Source organism: Microbulbifer sp. (genome assembly GCF_051659245.1).
In the GTDB taxonomy this organism is placed as follows: domain Bacteria; phylum Pseudomonadota; class Gammaproteobacteria; order Pseudomonadales; family Cellvibrionaceae; genus Microbulbifer.
In genome coordinates, this window is record NZ_JBOFOC010000014.1 from 1 (window position 1) to 18,165 (window position 18,165).

General features: G+C 63.7%; 10 protein-coding genes. 1 reads left to right on the forward strand and 9 read right to left on the reverse strand.

Features of this window, described 5'->3' with window-relative positions; genetic code table 11:
- The first annotated feature begins 283 nt into the window (after positions 1-283).
- The gene (locus ACRC0P_RS01440; RefSeq protein ID WP_438627797.1) at positions 284-1,732 is read left to right on the forward strand and encodes a ThuA domain-containing protein; all 1,449 of its coding nucleotides are present in this window, start codon (positions 284-286) and stop codon (positions 1,730-1,732) included.
- Between the two features lie 187 nt (positions 1,733-1,919).
- On the opposite strand, the gene ACRC0P_RS01445 is transcribed toward ACRC0P_RS01440, so the two are convergent.
- The 9 genes from ACRC0P_RS01445 to ACRC0P_RS01485 all read right to left on the reverse strand — a co-directional run bounded on the left by ACRC0P_RS01445 (position 1,920) and on the right by ACRC0P_RS01485 (position 17,974).
- Positions 1,920-3,605 (reverse strand): glycoside hydrolase family 43 protein, encoded by a 1,686-nt coding sequence (locus ACRC0P_RS01445; protein ID WP_438627799.1) that lies wholly within the window; start codon positions 3,603-3,605, stop codon positions 1,920-1,922.
- Positions 3,606-3,772: 167 nt separating this feature from the next.
- Complete coding sequence (locus ACRC0P_RS01450) at positions 3,773-4,390, reverse strand: hypothetical protein (protein ID WP_438627801.1); 618 nt, start codon at positions 4,388-4,390, stop codon at positions 3,773-3,775.
- A gap of 240 nt (positions 4,391-4,630) precedes the next feature.
- Positions 4,631-7,177, reverse strand: a complete 2,547-nt coding sequence (locus ACRC0P_RS01455; protein ID WP_438627803.1) for a glycoside hydrolase family 3 protein — start codon at positions 7,175-7,177, stop codon at positions 4,631-4,633.
- Positions 7,178-7,396: 219 nt separating this feature from the next.
- Positions 7,397-10,609 (reverse strand): glycoside hydrolase family 3 N-terminal domain-containing protein, encoded by a 3,213-nt coding sequence (locus ACRC0P_RS01460; protein WP_438627805.1) that lies wholly within the window; start codon positions 10,607-10,609, stop codon positions 7,397-7,399.
- Between the two features lie 163 nt (positions 10,610-10,772).
- Positions 10,773-12,551, reverse strand: a complete 1,779-nt coding sequence (locus ACRC0P_RS01465; protein WP_438627807.1) for an IlvD/Edd family dehydratase — start codon at positions 12,549-12,551, stop codon at positions 10,773-10,775.
- A gap of 267 nt (positions 12,552-12,818) precedes the next feature.
- Positions 12,819-14,255: an aldehyde dehydrogenase family protein gene (locus tag ACRC0P_RS01470; protein ID WP_438627809.1), complete on the reverse strand. Its 1,437-nt coding sequence runs from the start codon at positions 14,253-14,255 to the stop codon at positions 12,819-12,821.
- Positions 14,256-14,368: 113 nt separating this feature from the next.
- Positions 14,369-15,571 (reverse strand): fumarylacetoacetate hydrolase family protein, encoded by a 1,203-nt coding sequence (locus tag ACRC0P_RS01475; protein ID WP_438627810.1) that lies wholly within the window; start codon positions 15,569-15,571, stop codon positions 14,369-14,371.
- Positions 15,572-15,628: 57 nt separating this feature from the next.
- On the reverse strand, positions 15,629-16,531 hold the full coding sequence (locus tag ACRC0P_RS01480) for an SMP-30/gluconolactonase/LRE family protein (RefSeq protein WP_438627812.1): 903 nt from the start codon (positions 16,529-16,531) through the stop codon (positions 15,629-15,631).
- 3 nt (positions 16,532-16,534) lie between these two features.
- Positions 16,535-17,974: a sugar porter family MFS transporter gene (locus ACRC0P_RS01485; RefSeq protein ID WP_438627814.1), complete on the reverse strand. Its 1,440-nt coding sequence runs from the start codon at positions 17,972-17,974 to the stop codon at positions 16,535-16,537.
- Positions 17,975-18,165 lie beyond the last annotated feature (191 nt).

Consider the following 18,165-nt stretch of genomic DNA (forward strand, 5'->3'; position numbering starts at 1 on the left):
GATTACATCTTGTCGGCGCCAAAGGCGACCACGTAGAGAAGCCTGAAACTCAGTAACAGCTGTCCAGTGCAAAAACCAGATTAGTGGTTGACTTCAGGGGCCGCTTTAGAGAAGCGGCCCATGGCCGCGATCGATCTCGATGTATTCCCCAAGTCAGTTCGCGGCCATGGGCCGCTCCTACAAGGAGTGTTCCCGAACTGTCTAATTCGGTTTTTTACAAGCCCCCCGCGCCGCAACCCTCTAAGGTCAGTTCCAAATACCACTGACCTCAGAGGAAGAAATCATGAAATATCTGGCGTGCACCCTGTTGATCGGAATACTCGCCGCCGGCACAGTCCAGGCGGCGACGCCCCGGGCTCTGCTGATCACCGGCAACGGCAACAGCGATGAGAGAAACCCCGACTATCCACCCTGGGTTCACGAGTTCCACAACGACAGGATCGTGGAAATACTCGGCGATATCGCGGAGATCACTGTGACCGAGGATCTATCCGTGCTCAACAACCGGGCGCTGGCGCGCTACGACCTGATACTCAACAACTCGATGTTCCTGACTCCCACGGAAAAGCAGCTGGATGCCTTCTATCGTTTTATCGGCGAAGGGAAACCCTATCTGGCGATGCACTCCGGCCTGGTGACCTTTCTCAACTCGGAGCGCTACCCGGAACTGATGGGCGGCCGCTTCCTGGGTGGCGCCGATATGGCCGAGCGGCTGGTGTACACCTTCGACTCCTGGTACGGCTACGACTACAACGATCAGGTCCAGCATCCCATCGTCCGCGGCCTGGCAAATTTTCCCATTCGCGACGAACTCTATTTCGTACAGACCAATACCGAGGACCTGGAGGTGATCGCCCGCTCTGAACACCTGCCGGTGCTGTGGCAGCGCAGTTGGGGAAAGGGCAGAGTGATGGGGCTGGCCCTGGGCCACGGCAGGGAGGCGGTGGTGAACGCCGGCTATCAGGCACTGCTGAAAAACAGCGTGCGCTGGCTGCTGGGCTATCCGGTGCTGGAGGACATCACCGACGCCGTATTTGCCACCGGTACCGAAACCTCAGTGCACTACGTCGACCTGGATGAAATCGGCCACCACCCGGCGGGTGCACCACTCCGCTACCAAGTCGCCAACAATTCCAATACCGACCTGGTCAGTGCAAGTATCGACCGCGAAAACCGTATCAGGCTGGACTTTGCTCCCGGCCACACTGGCTCGGCCGTTATCCAGGTGCGGGCGGAGGCCCAGGGCGGGTTGGCGGACGCCTCCGATTTCAATATTTCCGTACAAGAGAAAGGCAACGGCAACCTGGCGCGTTACCACGGGGTTTCCGTGCACACCTCCTCCAATGAGGAACGGAAATTCACCTCCGACCCCGGCTACCTGATAGATGGGGATTTCAGCACCCGCTGGTCGAGCGACTACCGGGACCCCAGTTGGATAACCCTCGATCTCAGAGAGGCCTATCCCATCAACAAGGTAAAGCTCTTCTGGGAAGCCGCCCACGGGCGCGACTACGAAATCCAGGTGTCAAACGATGCCGAAAACTGGGATACCGTTTATGAGCGGAGTGACAGCGAGGGCGGTACTGAAAATATCCGCTTCGATCCGGTAACCGCCCGCTTCATCAGGCTTTACGGCAAGGAGCGCGCGACCCGCTGGGGTTACTCCCTGTACCAGTTCGAAGTCTACGGGGAAAATGCCGGGGTCCTGCAGGCCAGGCGGGACGGAGAGTAGAGGCTATCCCAAAACATAGGGGGCGCCGTGGCAAAAAATTGCTCCATGCGTTTGCACCAAGCACATCCATGTGCTCGGCCCTGCGGGCGGCTTCGCTGTGCCAAATTGCTCCCGGCAATTTGGTCTGCATACCGCCATCCATGGCGGCCTCGCACCAACCGGTCGTATCCGGTGCGCACGGCACACCCTACGGAGACTCCGAGCGCGCGTGGGGCCCCAGGGTGGTGCCGACGAAGCCGCCGGCCACTTCGGTGCTGAGCAGCTTGCCATCCATCCCCGCAACCAGTTTTTTGGCCGGGCGGCCGGAGGGCTGGTAGTAAAAGCTTATCTCGGACCGGTCGCCGCGAATTTCCAGCGCTATGGCTTCGCCCGCCTTTGCATCCACGGAAACGCTGTGCAAACGCTGCGGCTCGCCACCGGCGGCCCGTTCCAGGAATATTTCGTAGCCATCTTTTCCGGCCGCCTTCACTCCCAGGTAGTAGTGGTGGTTTTCATTCTGGAAGGCGACGATTCCGGCGGAAACATCCTCGTCAGCGGGCAGCCGCAGCTGGGCCGAGGTTTGAAAACGCTGGTGCTGCTGCCGGCGACCGAGATAGACGGGCTGTTCCTGCGATGCCATGGAGCGGGGCTTGGGGAGCAACTGCAACTGTTTCCCGCGCAGCTGGAGCCAATCGCGTTCGAAATCGCCGCGCAGCAGGTTCCACTGGGGATTCAGTTCCCGCGTCTCGAAATCATCGCGCCAAGTGAAATTGCCGGTAAGCGGTGCGCCCTCCGCGGGCGCGGCGTCGATGGCAGGCGCATCAAGGCGCTGGGGAATCGCCTGACCCGCCGCCAGTATCCGCGGCCAGCCGTCTTTCCAGCTCACCGGCAGCAGGAAGGTCTCCCGGCCGGTATTGTAAAAGACTTCGTCGTAGGGGCGGGTGGCGAGAAATACCGACCACCAGTCCCCCTCTGGGGTCTGCACCAGGTCCGCGTGGCCCGCGGCCACTATTGGATCGGCGCGGCCGCGCTCCAGGTCCCGCTGGGTCAGTATCGGGTTGCCGCTGTAGGGTTCGAAGGGCTCGTCCAGTTTGCGGGTGCGGAAGACCACCTCCGAGTGGTTGTAGCCGGTGCCGCCCTCGGCGCACAGCAGGTAGTACCAGCCATTCACCTTGTACAGGTGCGGGCCCTCGATCCAGACGGGCTCCTCGCTCAGGTCCACACCGCCGTTGACAATCACCCGGCCGGAATCCGGCAGCACCCGCTCCGCCTCCGGATCGTACTCCCACAACCAGATGGCCCTATGCCCGTCGTACAGCGGCTCGCCCTCCGGCACATCGTTGTGGGCAATAAACACCCGGCCGTCGTCGTCGAAAAAGATATCCGGATCTATGCCCCCGATTTCCGGCAGCCAGACAGGATCGGACCAGGGACCTTGGGGGTCTTTCGCGGTGATCAGAAAATTGCCGCCGGCGCCCACCGCGGTGCCGATCAGGTAGAAGCGCCCCTGGTGATAGCGCAATGTGGGCGCGAAGATACCCTGAGACACCTGCAGCCCGCGCATATCCACCTGCGATCGTCGCGTCAGCGCGTGGCCCAGCAGCCGCCAGTTGACCAGGTCGCGGCTGTGCAGGATGGGCAGGCCCGGCACATAGGCGAAGGACGAGTGGGCCATATAGTAATCGTCGCCCCGCCGCGCGATGCTGGGGTCGGGGAAAAATCCGGCGGCCACGGGGTTCTGGTATTCCCCCTTCGCCAGGACCCCTTCGAACAGCGGGTCCATACCCCGGTATTCAAACCAGTCGAAAGCCACCGGTTCCACTGCCCGGGGTACGGCGACAACCTGCGCGGCGGCCAGCAGCAGCGCGGTGGGGAACAACCATCTCAAGCGCATCGGATTTATCTCCCTCAGATGTATCTGTAGGATGGGCAAAGGAGCGTAGCGACGCGCCCATCATCCTGGGGCCGTGATGGGCACGCTACGCTTTGTCCATCCTACGCAAATGCCGTTGCTTAACTTATGGCACTCTGATCGGCCCCTGGTAGTGACGAGGTCCCTGGCTATTGCACTTGAAGCTTGGTCTTGTCCCGCTCCACCTTCAGCAGTACAAACTCATTCCCCCCTTTCGGGGAATAGCGCTCGAGCGCTCTCTCCTGTCTTTTACAGGGCAGGCACCTGTCAGCGTAGAACTCGATAAACACACTTTTGCCCCCGGGCAGGGACTCTAGCGAGAAGTCTCCGCCGTCGGGCTCCTCAAACCGGCCCAGGTAATATTCCAGTTCATGGGTGCAACTCGGCTCCGGGTTCATCGATTCCCGCAGCGAGGTGCGAATCGTCGATTCCTTTTGTTCCGGGGGGATGGATGTATTCTCGTAGACGGCTTTACGCACCGCCAGCTCCAGGAGCCTGCGCTTCTCAGGACTATCGACCGGTGACCGCTCGATGCGCCCTCCGGCCAGTACTACGTCCAGCTCTTCGAGAAAGTGCTCTTCAGTTGAAAACCCCAAACTGTGGTAGACACACTCTCCTTCCGGATTGAAGACCAGAAATTCGGGCAGGCCCCGATCGAAGTCTTCGCTGAAATCCGCTTTCAGCCGGAGTTCCCGCTTGTCCAGTTCGCCGGAACAGGCCGACAGCGCAATCGATACAGCCAGGACCAACCATTTCAAATAGTACATACCCACCTCCTTGTGAGTGCTTTTTTATGTATCCCTCCGTATTTACTACCGGGCCGGGAGGAAAGAAGTCTACCTTATCATTGTCTTGCCCCTGCAGGAATTTTCCCGTCTCCCGCCCAGTGGTCATCCGGAACTGTCCCCGCGACGCGAGGAAAGCCAGTAACTCATTGTGCGCCAGCGGAGAAACGTCAATACCTGCGCGGCCCGGGTAAAAATTTGCGGGCCGCCCCGGGTTTCCGCTCAGTCGTCGCACCGCACAGTCGCGCTGTCCGCAGCGCCGGGCACATACTTGATATTCGCCACCGCCAGCGACAGCGCGCCTTCACTCTCCAGGGCAAAACTGCTCTCGATATGCGCGAACTCGGCGCCCTGCCCGGCAAAGCACTGCAGGTCGATGGACAGTTGCGACCACTCGCCCGCCTTCAGCTGGGACAGGGGTTCCCGCAATGGAATTTCTGCGCGGCAATCGTCGCCGCAGTCGACTGCGGCGAACACTTCCGCCTGCGGTTGTTCGTTTACGCGAATGTCCAGGGTAAGCGCGGCCTTCTCGCGCAGATAGCGGCTCATGTCCTGGGGCTTTTGCGCGCGCAGGGCCAGGCCGCCCCGGCGCAGCCCCTTCCAGTCGATCTGCAGGGCGTCTTCCTGGTTCTGCATATCGATGGCGGCCACGGTGATATTGCCGTCGGCACTACTGGCCAGGTTGCCGGTCACCGACAGCGGTTCGCGCCCGGCTTCGAGGATGACCAGTTCCCAGGGCACCCGCGGGCGCCAGACCATCAGCCAGGCGTCATCCAGTTTGCCCTCGGCGTAGGTTTCCCCATCCTCGGGCAGGTCGTCGGCGATCTCGACATTGTCGGCGTAGGTGAGGCCGTAGTCGTAGGCGAACAGCGGCTGGTAATTTTCTTCGCCGACATTGAGCGGCGTCTGGTGCACCAGGCGCGGCCAGCTGAAGGACAGTTTTCCGGTGAAACCATGCTGCACCTCGCCTTCGGCGTCGGTGAATATCACGTCGGCGATGCCTGCGCCCTCGGAACCGGGCAGCCAGGCGGCGACAAAGGCATCGGAGGCGTTGAGTTCCTTGTTTACCCACAGCGGGCGGCCGGAAATAAAAATGCTCACCACCGGAATCTTCTGTGCCTTGAGTTTGCGCAGCAGTTCCAGGTCGCTCTTGTCCCCGAGCTGGTATTCGAGGCTGCGCAGGTCGCCGTGCCACTCGGCGTAGGGGGCCTCGCCGAAGACCACCACCGCCACGTCCGGTCTGTTGCCGTCGGCAAAGGTGTCCTCGGAGAATTCCCCGTCGGCACTCAGTACCGCTTCGCCACCGGCGCTTTTCACCGCGGTTTCGATACCGTCGTAGATGGAGGTGGCGCCGGGAAAATCCTCATCGGTGTTGCCGGTGCCCTGCCAGGAAATGGTCCAGCCGCCGCTCTGCTTGCCGATATCGTCCGCCCCGTTGCCGGCCACCAGGATGTTCCGCTTTGGGTCCAGCGGCAGCAGGCCGCCGTTGTTCTTCAGCAGAACCAGGGATTTGCGCACCGCCTCGCGGGCTATGGCCCGGTGGTCGGGGCTGCCCAGAATACCTTCCTTTCCCGCCAGCGGCTGGTTGCGGTCGAACAGCCCGGCGCGCATTTTCACCCGCAGTATCCGGGTGACCGCGTCGTCGATCCGGCTGGTGGGAATCTCACCGCTTTTGGCCTGGGCCAGGGTGTTTTTGTACAGCGCCTTCCAATCGGAGGGCACCATAAACATATCCAGGCCGGCGTTGATCGCCGGCGCGCAGCTTTCGAGGGTACAGCCGGGCACGAAGCGGTGGCCGTTCCAGTCGCCGACCACGAAACCGTCGAAGCCCAGTCGCCCTTTCAGCACATCCGTGAGCAGGTGTTTGTGGCCGTGCAGCGGCACGCCGTTCCAGCGGTTGAACGACGCCATCACCGTCTGCACTCCGGCATCCAGTGCGGAGAGATAGCCGGCGGCGTGGATCTCGGCCAGCTCCTGTTCGCTCACCCGGGCATCCCCCCGGTCCACACCATCCTCGGTGCCGCCGTCGCCGATAAAATGCTTGGTGGCGGAGATCAGGTGGTAGCCGTCGAGAAATTCGTCGGAGGTTTTGTCGCCCTGGATGCCCTCGACCATGGCGCGGGCGTAATCGTTCACTATCTGCGGATCTTCCGAGTAGCTCTCGAAAGTGCGCCCCCAGCGGTCATCGCGCACCACCGCGACGGTGGGAGCGAAGGTCCAGTCGATGCCGGTCACCGCCACTTCGCGCGCGGTGGCCTCGCCGATGCGCTGGATCAATGCCGGATCGCGCGTTGCGCCCAGGCCGATATTGTGCGGGAACAGGGTCGCGCCGATCACGTTGTTGTGGCCGTGCACCGCATCCGAGCCCCACATCACCGGAATGGCAACGCCGCCGTGGGAGCTATCCATGGAGGCTTCATAGTAGGCGTTGGCCAGGTCCAGCCAGTCCTGCGGCGTGGCGAACTTGTCGTTGTTCGGATAAGTGCCGCCGCCGTTCAGGATCGAGCCCAGATGGTATTGCTTGACGTCTTCCGGGGTGGCGTACTTGATCTCCGCCTGGATCATCTGGCCGACTTTTTCCTCCAGGGACATACGGGACAGGAGATCGGCGATCTTTTTCTCCATCTCCGGGTCCGCGGGCAGCGCCGGTTGGAGTTTCGGCCAGGGATTTTCCATAGCTTTTGCAGCAGTCTGTTGCGAGGAGTCTTTGCCGCCGCAGGCGGACAGCAGTGATAAAAGGCCGGCAATCATTATTTTTTTATTCAGCATAAAATTCACTCTTACGTCGCTTGCGGAGCCGGAGACCTCAGCGCCCCCAATATTGCTCCGCGGTCCCGGATTACTGCATCGGTATTCGTAGGATGGGCAAAGCGCAGCGTGCCCATCGCTCAACTTACCTCGCTTGCGGAGCTGGAGCTCCGCGGTCCCGGGTCCCGGGTCCCGGGTCCCGAGTCCCGAGTCCCGAGTCCCGAGTCCCGAGTCCCAACATCATTGCATCAGCTTGGCCAGGGTCGGCTCCATGGCCTCGGCCCATATTTCGTAACCCTGTTCACTCAGGTGCAGGCGGTCCGGCATGATTTTCGCGCTCAGGCGGCCATCTTCCGCCAGGAACCTGTCGCCGATATCCAGGAAGAAAATATTTTCCCCATCGGCGTAGCTGGCGATGATTTCATTGATACCGCTGTTGATTTTTCTCATCGGCGTGCCGGGCTGCTCGTCCCGGGGAAAGATTCCCAGCAACAGGATCCTGGTATCCGGCAGCCGGCTGCGCAGTTCGTCCAGTACCGCGCGAATACCGGCGGCGGTGAAGCGCGGCTCCTCGCGGCGGTGGCCGGTATTGTTGGTGCCGATCATCAGCACCGCGGCCTTGGGCTCTATGCCGTCCACTTCGCCGTGCTGCAGACGCCAGAGCAGATTTTCAGTTCTGTCGCCGCCGAAGCCCAGGTTGACCGCGTTGCGCCCGCCGTAAAATTTCTCCCACACGGCCTTGCCCTCCTTCTCCCAGCCCTGGGTGATGGAGTCGCCGATCATCAGCAGGTCCACATTGCCCTGTTCGATGCGCGCCAGTTTTTCCTCATGGCGGGGCAGCCACCAGTCCCGCGCCCAGTAGTGGTCGAGGGTCGCCGGGGTGACGGAGAGCTTGCGGTAGTCCGGGCAGCTCTCACTGGCCTCGCCCTTGCGGTCCAGGCCCTTTTTATCCAGGCGAATGTTGGCCACGGCCACCTGGCCGGCGCCGCCGCCGCGCAGCTCGAAGGGCACGGACACCGCCGAGAAGTCGTCGCCGTCGCGGACGAAGCAGCTGAGTTTGACGCTCATGTGCCGCCAGCCCTGCCCGGCCATGGCCTGGGCCTGACTGGAGATATCCAGTTGCCGCTCGCACTCGTCGCCGCAGGTCAGCACCACACCCAGGCCGCCCTTGTCCAGGTCGTCCACCTTGAGGTCGAAGGACAGCACGCCCTCCGGCACATAGCCGGACAGGTCCAGCGGGTCGCCGTTGCGCACACTGAGGCCGGCCAGCCAGGTGTCCTTCCATGTCAGGGTGAGCGCGTCTTCCTGCACATCCTTATCGCTGGTCACCACGGTGACGCGACCGCTGGGCAGTTTGGCGAAGGCACCGCTCAGCATCTGGTCCTGCTCGAAGTCGTTGATCCGCACTCCCCAGGGCTGCAGCGGGCGGCCGACGTACAGGGCGATGCTGTTGCTTTCGCCGCTGGTCAGGCCGGGGACATTTTCCGCAAGTTCTTCTGGTCCCTGTTCCGCACCCGCGTAGTCGAGGCCGTAGCCGTTGGCGAACAGCGGATCGTACTCCGGGTGATGGGGATTGAGGCGCGCCTGCAGCGGCAGTTTCGGCCAGGAAAAGGAAAGCTTGCCGGAAAAATCGAAATTCGGCTCGCCATCGGCCTTGGCGATAATCACGTCCGCCACCCCGGCGCCCTCGGTGCCCGGCAGCCAGGCGGCGACGAAGGCATCGGAGGCGTTCAGCTCCGGGTTGACCCACAGGGGGCGGCCGGAGAGGAATACCGAAACCACCGGAATGCCTTGGGATTTGAGGGATTTCAGCAGCGCCAGGTTGCGCTTTTTACCCGCCTCGAATTCAAGCGTATTCAGATCGCCGTGGCCCTCGGCATAGGGCTGCTCGCCGAATACCACTATCGCCACGTCGGGCTTCTGTTCGAAGCTGCCGTCGGCGGACAACACGGCGCTGCCGCCGGCTTTTTCCACCGCGGCTTCTATGCCCGTGTAGATCGAGGTGGCTCCGGGAAATTTCTCATTGGGAATACCCGCGCCCTGCCAGCTGACGCTCCAGCCACCGGACTGCATGGCGATGCTGTCGGCGCCGTCACCGGCCACCAGGATTTTCTGTTTCGGGCTGAGCGGCAGGATATTGTCGCGGTTTTTCAGCAGCACCAGGCTCTCGCGCACGGCGCGGCGGGCCAGGGCGCGGTGTTCCGGAGAACCGACCACTTCCTCGCGACCGGCGAGGGCCCGCTCGGAGGGCTTCTTGTCGAACAGGCCGGCGCGCACTTTGACGCGCAGGATGCGCCGCACCGCATCGTCCAGCCGTTCCTGGGAAATTTCCCCGGCGCGTACCTGGGCCAGGGTATTTTTGATCATCGGCTTCCAGTCGTAAGTGACCATCAGCAGGTCGATGCCGGCGTTGATTGCCTGCGCGCAGCTGTCGTTGGTACAGCCGGGCACCTGGCCGTGGCCGTTCCAGTCGCCCACCACCAGGCCGTCGAAGCCCATGCGCTTTTTCAGCACGTCGGTGAGCAGGTAGCGGTTGCCGTGGTTCTTCTCGCCGTTCCAGGCAGAGAAGCTGGCCATGACGGTCTGTACCCCGGCCTCGATGGCCGCGGGGTAGCCCGGATTGTGGATATCCACCAGCTCGCGCTCATCGATGCGCGCGTCGCCCTGGTCGTCGCCGCCGTAGGTGCCGCCGTCGGCGAGGAAATGCTTGGCGGTGGCGATCACGCGGGTCTCGCCGAGATGGTCGCTGCCGCCGGTTTTACCCTGCAGCCCCTCCACCATTGCGGAGGCGTAGTCGCGCACCACTGCCGGATCTTCGGAATAGCTTTCGTAGGTGCGGCCCCAGAAGTCGTTCTGGGCCACCGCCAGGGTGGGGGCGAAAACCCACTCGACGCCGGTGGTGCGTACCTCCTCCGCGGTGGCCGCGCCGATTTCCCGCACCAGGTCCGGATCGCGCGCGGCGCCCAGGCCGATGTTGTGGGGGAACAGGGTGGCGCCCACCAGGTTGCCGTTGCCGTGCACCGCGTCGGTTCCCCAGAAGATCGGGATGGCGGTGCCGCCGTCGGAGGTGTCCATGGACGCTTCCCAGTAGGCGTCCGCCAGTGCCACCCATTCGTCCGGCCCGGCGCCGTCCACACGGTTGGGCATGGAGCCGCCGCCGTTCAGGACCGAACCGATATGGTATTTCTTCACCTCTTCCGGAGTGATCGACTGGATCTCCGCCTGCATTATCTGCCCGACTTTTTCCTCCAGGCTCATCTTTTGCAGCAGCGACTCGACCCGCTCCTCGACTTTGGGGTCGCCGGCGGGGCTGGATGCCTGCGGCCAGGCCTTGAGGCTGGGGGACTGCGCTTCGCTCCCCTCGCTCCCGGTGGAACAGCCCTGGATCGAGAAGAGTATCGCCGCACAAAGCAGGGCGTGCAGGGGTTTTGCGGAGAAGTCTTTGGTTTTCATGGTAATTATCTTTTTAGTCGGTACATCTTCCGTATTCACCTGTAGGAGCGGTCCGGCCGGGAGCGGCCCATGGCCGCGATTGGCGGGCCTGTGGCCCGCTTGCCGAGCTGGAGCTCGGCGTTCCCAGGGGGGCGCACCCTACAGGCCGCAGTTTAAAGGCCCTCTAATGCGAGTTCCTCGGCGTGCCGTGGCGCTCCACCAGGCGCAGGTGTTCCTCGTCCATGGCCATATCGCCCCCGTCCTGCAACTGGGTTACCGTCTTGCGGTAGATTTCCTGCCATGGAGTCTGGTTGACCAGGGGCGGCTGTTGCAGTTCCGCGCGGCGGCGCGCCAGTTCCGCGTCTTCCAGCAGTACATTGACCCTGTTGTCGTTCAGGTCGATCTCCACCGGGTCATTGGTCTGCAGCAGCGCCAGGCCGCCGCCGGCCGCCGCTTCCGGCGAGGCGTTGAGAATCGACGGGCTGGCGGAGGTGCCGCTCTGGCGGCCGTCGCCGATACAGGGCAGGCAGTTGACGCCGCGCTTGATCAGGTAGTCCGGCGGGCGCATGTTCACCACCTCGGCGGAGCCCGGGTAGCCCAGCGGGCCGCAGTTGCGGATCACCAGTATGCAGCGCTCGTCGACGTCCAGCGTGGGGTCGTCGATCCTGTGGTGGTAGTCCTCGGGGCCGTCGAACACGATGGCGCGACCGCGCAACACATCGGGATTTTCCGGGTCGGACAGGTAGTGTTTGCGGAAATCCTCGCCGATCACCGATTTTTTCATGATCGCCGAGTCGAACAGGTTGCCGCGCATCACCGCGAAACCGGCGTTTTCCATCATCGGCTGCGCGAAGGGGCGGATAACCTTTTCGTTGCGCGAAACCTGTTCGCCATAGTTTTCGCCGATGGTTTTTCCGCTCACCGTGCGGCAGTCGCCGGCCACCAGGCCGGCGCGCAGCAGTTCGCCCATTACCGCAGGCACGCCGCCGGCGCGGTAGAAATCCTCGCCCAGGTATTCGCCCGCGGGCTGGCAGTTCACCAACAGGGGAATTTCCTCGCCGTATTCCTGCCAGTCGTCGATGGAGACCTTCACCCCCACCCGGTTGGCGATGGCCTGCAGGTGCGGCGGCGCATTGGTGGAGCCGCCGATGGCGGAGCACAGGCGGATGGCGTTGAGGAAGGCTTCGCGGGTCATGATATCGGAGGGCTTCAGGTCCTCGAACACCATGTCGACGATGCGCAGGCCGGTGTAGTAGGCGATCTGCGCGCGCTCCTTGTAGGGGGCGGGGATGGCCGCGCAGCCGGGCAGGGACATTCCCAGGCCCTCGGCCAGGCTGTTCATGGTCAGCGCGGTGCCCATGGTGTTGCAGTGGCCGGGGCTAGGCGCGGAGGCGGTGACATTGTCCATAAAGCCTTCGTAGTCGATGTCACCGCGCGCATACTGCTCCCGCGAAGTCCAGATGATCGAGCCGGACCCCACACGCTTCTCCACGTCCCATCCGTTCAGCATGGGGCCGCCGGAGAGTACGATCGCGGGAATATCCACCGTCGCCGCGGCCATTATTGTGGCCGGCGTGGTTTTGTCACAGCCAGTGGTGAGCACCACACCGTCGAGGGGGTAGCCGTAGAGAATCTCCACCAGCCCCAGATAGGCCAGGTTGCGGTCCAGCGCGGCGGTGGGGCGCTTGCCCATCTCGTGGATGGCGTGTACCGGGAATTCGAAGGGCACGCCGCCGGCGGCGCGGATGCCGTCGCGAACCCGCTGGGCGAGTTCCATATGGTGACGGTTGCAGGGCGCCAGGTCGCTGCCGGTCTGGGCGATGCCGATAATCGGCTTACCGGACTGCAGTTCCTCACGGGTGAGGCCGTAGTTCAGGTAGCGCTCGATATAGATGGCGGTCTGGTCCGGCTGGCTCGGGTCGTTGAACCAGTCGGTGCTGCGGAGTTTTCTTTTCTTGCTCATCTGTTAAATCTTACAAATAAAATTTGGCGAAGTTGTCCGAAAGCCGGGGCGTATCGTTTTAAAGCGAGGCCGGGGTTCCTGTAGCTGGATTTGTGGCGGCCCTGCTGCCGGTAGCCGCTCGCTCAACAGCCTCATCGGCAAATGTTTCGCGAACGGCTCCCGGCAGCAGGGCCTTCGCATCGGGCTGCGGTATTCTTCCCCGAGTCCCGAGTCCCGAGTCCCGAGTCCCGAGTCCCGAGTCCCGAGTCCCGAGTCCCGAGTCCCGAGTCAGGCCAGGGTATAGGCCGTCTTCACAACCGTATAGAACTCCCGCGCATAACTGCCCTGCTCCCGCGCGCCGAAGCTGGAACCTTTGCGGCCGCCGAAGGGCACGTGGTAATCCACACCGGCGGTGGGCACGTTGACCATCACCATACCCGCCTGGGCGTTGCGCCTGAAGTGGCTGGCGTGCTTCAGCGACTGGGTGACTATGCCGGCGGAGAGGCCGAACTCGGTGTCGTTGGCGAGCGCCAGGGCGTGGTCGTAGTCGTCCGCGCGCAGCACCGAGGCCACCGGGCCGAAAATCTCCTCGCGGTTGATGCGCATTTCCGGAGTGGTTTCGGTAAACAGCGCCGGGGTGAGGAAAAATCCCGGGGTTTCCCGCTCCACCTGCTCGCCGCCACAGGCCAGGCGCGCGCCCTCTTGCGAACCAATTTTTATGTAGTCCAGATCCTGCTTCAACTGCCGTGCGTCCACCACCGGGCCGATATGGGTGCCCTCCTTGAGGGCGTGGTCCACCACCAGGCCGCGCATGCGTTCGCACACCGCTTCCACGAAGCGGTCGTGAATACCGGCGGTAACGATCAGGCGGCTGGAGGCGGTGCAGCGCTGGCCGGTGGAGAAGAAAGCGCCGTTGACCGCGCATTCCACCGCGGTGTCCAGGTCGGCGTCGTCGAGCACCACCAGCGGGTTCTTGCCGCCCATCTCCAACTGCACCTTGGCCAGGCGCGCGGCCGCGGCGGCGGCGATATTGCGCCCGGTGTTCTGTGAGCCGGTGAAGCTGATTCCGTCCACCTGCGGGTGCTCAACCAGCCTGTTGCCGATGACCCGGCCGGGGCCCATCACCAGACTGAAAACGCCGGCGGGCACGCCGGCCTGGGCGATGATTTCCGCCAGCGCGTGGGCGGACCCGGGCACCAGTTCCGCGGGCTTGAATACCACGCAGTTGCCGTAGGCCAGCGCCGGGGCGATCTTCCAGGCGGGGATGGCGATGGGGAAATTCCACGGCGTGATCAGACCGATCACCCCCAGGGGCTCGCGGGTGACGGAGACGTCCAGGCCCGGGCGCACCGACGGCTGCAGCTCGCCGCGCAGCTGCAGCACTTCGCCGGAGAAAAATTTGAATATCTGGCCCGCGCGCACCACTTCGCCGGTGGCCTCCGGCAGGGTCTTGCCCTCCTCGCGGGCGAGCAGTTCGCCCAGTTCGGCGCGGCGGTCGAGAATCATCTGGCCGATGCGATCGAGCAGTTCACTGCGCTGCTGGATGCCGCTTTGCGACCAGGCGGGAAAGGCCTGCCGGGCCGCGGCCACCGCGTCCTCCAGTTGTGCGGGGGATGCCTGGGCGTAGCCTGCAATCAGGTCGCCGGTGTCGGAGGGGTTGATGTTGGCGATGGTGCCCTGGCCCTCCACCCATTTGCCGGCGATGTAGTTGCGTTTGACAGTCATATTCCTGCTCTTTGCTTGATTTCTTTCTGACGGACCTGCGGTCCGCGTGCCGAGCTGGAGCTCGGCGTTCCCGGGGGCCTCTCTCCGAGTCCCGAGTCCCGGGTCCCGAAAACCTAAAGCAGGCCGCGGGCAGCCAGGTTGCGCATCAGTGCGGAAAAGCCGAAAGTCCAGGGGGTTGCCTTGTCACTGGTGGTGACGGAATTGATCAGCGCGCCCAGTTTGGGGGAGCGGATCATCACCCGGTCACCGAGCTTGTGAGTAAAGCCCTGGCCCGGCTGGTCGCGGTCCTGGGTGGGGGCGAACAGGGTGCCGGTGAACAGGGCGATGCCGTCCGGGTACTGGTGGCTGGCGCTTATGGTCTGCGCCACCAGGTCCAGCGGGTCGCGGCTGATGGCGCTCATGGGGCTGACCTCGCGCAGCTGGAAGCCGTCTTCCCCCTCGATCTCCAGGGTGACCTCGGCGCTGCGCACGTCGTCGATGGAGAAGGTTTCGTCGAACAGGCGCACGAAGGGACCCAGGGAACAGGAGGCGTTGTTGTCCTTGGCCTTGCCCAGCAGCAGCGCGCTGCGGCCCTCGATATCCCGCAAATTGACATCGTTGCCCAGAGTGGCGCCCACCGCTTCACCGCGGCTGTTCACCACCAGCACCAGTTCCGGCTCCGGATTGTTCCAGTTGGAAATGGGGTGCACCCCCACCTGCTCCCCCAGCCCCACGGAGGACAGCGGCTGGGATTTGGTGAACACCTCCGCCAGCGGGCCTATGCCCACCTCCAGGTACTGGGACCAGATGCCCTCTTCCTGCAGCGCCGCCTTCAGCGCCTCCGCCTCCTCGGAGCCGGGAACGACCGAGCCGATATCGCCGCCGATCTTCTCCGCCAGTTGTCCGCGGATTTCCTGTGCGCGGGCGGGGTCGCCGCCGGCGCGCTCCTCGATTACCCGCTCCAGCATGCTGCAGGCGAAGGTGACGCCGCAGGCCTTGATCGCCTGCAGGTCCACCGGCGCCAGCAGGTAGGGGCTGCGCGGATCGCGCGCCTGTCCCGACAACTGGGCCACGGTATTTTGCAGCAGCTCGTTCAGGCCGCCGATGCGCTGCACCCGGTCCATGTCCACGGTTCGGGGGGAAAAACCCTGTTCGATAAGTTCGGCGATGGTCGGCGCTATGGCGCTGAGGTCGAAGACGCCGTCCTCGCACAGCCACACCGGGCTGGGGCCGGACACTTTCGACAGGGGCTCAGGCACCCAGGCGCGGCCCAACAGGGTTCCGGCCAGGCCGTCTTCCGGCAGCAGTGTCGCGCGCAAATCCCGTGGTTCAATCATGGTCAACTCTCACAAATCGATAGCCGTAAACGTTTACATTCGAGTACAGGGGGAGACTCAGCCCCCGAACAGTCCCGGCGCCGGCCCGCGCACGCCGGGGCGGCAGCGGAACAGACCGCCGGCCAGGGGCTGGTCCGCCAGTTCCGCGTCGCTCAGGCCCTTGCGGGCGGTGGTGATATACAGGGTATCCAGGTCCGGACCGGCGAAGGTGCAGCTGGTGACATTGGCCACCGGCAGTTCGATGCGACCGATGGCCTCGCCCTCCGGGGAAAAGCGGGTAATGCCCCAGCCGTCCCAGTGGCAGACCCAGAGGCAGCCCTCGGCGTCCACGGTCATGCCGTCCGGGTAGCCGGACTCCTCCGGCAATTGCAGGAATACCCGCTTGTTGCGCGGGCTGCCATCGTCTTCCAGGTCAAAGGCGTAGACGGTGCGCTTCAGGGTATCCGTGTGATAGAGGGTGCGGTTGTCGGGGCTGAACGTCGGGCCGTTGGTAATCACGTAGTCCGCGTCCAGCCGCTGCCAGTTCAGGTCCGGGTCCAGGCGGTAGAGGGCGCCGGTGGGCTCCTCTTCGCCGTCGTCCATACTGCCGGCCCAGAAGCGGCCGGCGGCGTCGACCTTGCCGTCGTTGAAGCGGTTCCCGGGGATATCGCTCTCCGGACTGCCCAGGGGTTCAATGCCCACTCCGTCGCCGTCCGGGAACAACAGCGCGAAGCCGTCGCGGACCGCGCCCACAAAGCCGCCGCCGGCGCGGGGGGCGATTGCGGACAGCTGGCTGTCCAGCTGCCAGCTGGATCGTTCATTGCTCCCTTTACTATTCTCGGGGGGACAGTAGCGGTGCAGCACGCTGCGCTTGATATCCACCCAGTAGAGAGCGCGCTCCCGCGCCACCCAGACCGGCCCCTCGCCGAGAGTGGCGGCGGCGGGCCAGACGCATTCCGGTTCCATTTGCAGCTGCTGCACGGCTCAGCCCTCCATTTGCTCCAGTTCGCGACCCTTGGTCTCGTGCACCATGCGGGAGACGAACAGGATCGAAATAAATGCGCACAGGGCGTAGAGGCCGTAGCTGCCGGACAGTTGGATGCTGACCAGCAACATGGGGAAAGAGGCGGTGATCAGGAAGTTGGAACCCCACTGCGCCAGGCCGCTGACCGCGAGGCCGGAACCCCGGATCTGGTTGGGGAACATCTCTCCCAGCATCACCCACATCACCGGGCCCCAGGAGGCGTTGAAGAAGACCACATAGGCGTTGGCGGCGAGCAGCGCGATGGTGCCCACGCCGTCGGACAGTTGCAGGGAGCCGTTCTCATCCAGGGTGGCCTGGGAGAAGGCCACGGCCATCACCGCCAGGGTGACCGCCATGCCCACCGAGCCCCACCACAGCAGCGGCTTTCTGCCCACCTTGTCGATCAGCAGCAGCGCGGTGATCACCGCGGCGATGCTCACCGCGCCGGATACCACGTTGATCAGCAGCGCGTCGCTCTCGGTGAAGCCCACGGACTGCCAGAGCACGGCGCCGTAGTAGAAGACCACATTGATCCCCACCAACTGCTGGAAGGTGGCGAGGCCGATGCCCACCCAAACGATCTTGCGCAGTCCGCCGCCGGGCGCCTTCAGGTCGGAGAGTTTCGGACTGTGATCCGCGGAGAGGGAGCGCTCGATTTCCGCCACTTTTTCCCCGCCCGCGCGCTCGCCGAACAGCTTGCCGAGTACCGCACCGGCCTGCTCTTTTTTACCCTTGACCACCAGGAATCGGGGGCTCTCCGGAATAAAAAAGAGGCCGACCAGGAAGACCAGCGCCGGCAGCAGTTCCATCCAGAACATCCAGCGCCAGGTTTCGAAGCCCAGCCAGAATTCGGCGGTGGAGGCCCCGGCCCAGCGGGCCAGCAGGTAGTTGCTGACAAAGGCGCCGAACAGGCCGCTGATAATCGCCACCTGCTGCACCGTGGCCAGACGGCCCCGGTAGGCGGCCGGCGCCACCTCGCTGATATAGGCGGGGGTCATCACGCTGGCGGCGCCCACGGCCAAGCCGCCGAGGATGCGGTAGATCACGAATTCCACGGAGCCGGTGGCGATGCCGGAGCCCCAGGCACTGATGATAAAAAACACCGCAGCGGCCATCAGCAGCGAGCGGCGCCCGTAGACGTCCGCCAGCCGCCCGGCGAAGAAAGCGCCGACGGCACAGCCCAGCAGCATGGAGGCCACGTTGAAGCCGGTGCCGGCGCTGTCTGAGTTGAACGCCGTCTGCAGGCCGTCCACGGTGCCGTTGATCACACCGCTGTCGAAGCCGAACAGGAAGCCGCCGATGGTGGCCACCGCACTGATGACGATCACCAGGAAATGGTTGGTCTCGGAAGCGCTGGAGGCACCTTGCTCCAGTGCTGCACTGTCTAGGGTGGGATTCATTATGTTATTCCCTCACGCTGTATGGCCGGGGGCGGCCTGTCTGTTTTTTGTTCTGCCCATTGTCGCCGCAGATTGCACATCAAGCCAAGCGACTTTACGCCACATTAATGTAAACGTTTACATTCAGTCAAGGGGAAGGGGTGGCGATTAGCGGTCAGTCGGAATTGCCAGCACCCTTTTGAACTGAGGCT

Bases quoted from the DNA above. Each gene is read 5' to 3' on its own strand.
- ACRC0P_RS01440 (WP_438627797.1), top strand. From the start codon at position 284: ATGAAATATCTGGCGTGCACCCTGTTGATCGGAATACTCGCCGCCGGC.
- ACRC0P_RS01445 (WP_438627799.1), bottom strand. From the start codon at position 3,605: ATGCGCTTGAGATGGTTGTTCCCCACCGCGCTGCTGCTGGCCGCCGCG.
- ACRC0P_RS01450 (WP_438627801.1), bottom strand. From the start codon at position 4,390: ATGTACTATTTGAAATGGTTGGTCCTGGCTGTATCGATTGCGCTGTCG.
- ACRC0P_RS01455 (WP_438627803.1), bottom strand. From the start codon at position 7,177: ATGCTGAATAAAAAAATAATGATTGCCGGCCTTTTATCACTGCTGTCC.
- ACRC0P_RS01460 (WP_438627805.1), bottom strand. From the start codon at position 10,609: ATGAAAACCAAAGACTTCTCCGCAAAACCCCTGCACGCCCTGCTTTGT.
- ACRC0P_RS01465 (WP_438627807.1), bottom strand. From the start codon at position 12,551: ATGAGCAAGAAAAGAAAACTCCGCAGCACCGACTGGTTCAACGACCCG.
- ACRC0P_RS01470 (WP_438627809.1), bottom strand. From the start codon at position 14,255: ATGACTGTCAAACGCAACTACATCGCCGGCAAATGGGTGGAGGGCCAG.
- ACRC0P_RS01475 (WP_438627810.1), bottom strand. From the start codon at position 15,571: ATGATTGAACCACGGGATTTGCGCGCGACACTGCTGCCGGAAGACGGC.
- ACRC0P_RS01485 (WP_438627814.1), bottom strand. From the start codon at position 17,974: ATGAATCCCACCCTAGACAGTGCAGCACTGGAGCAAGGTGCCTCCAGC.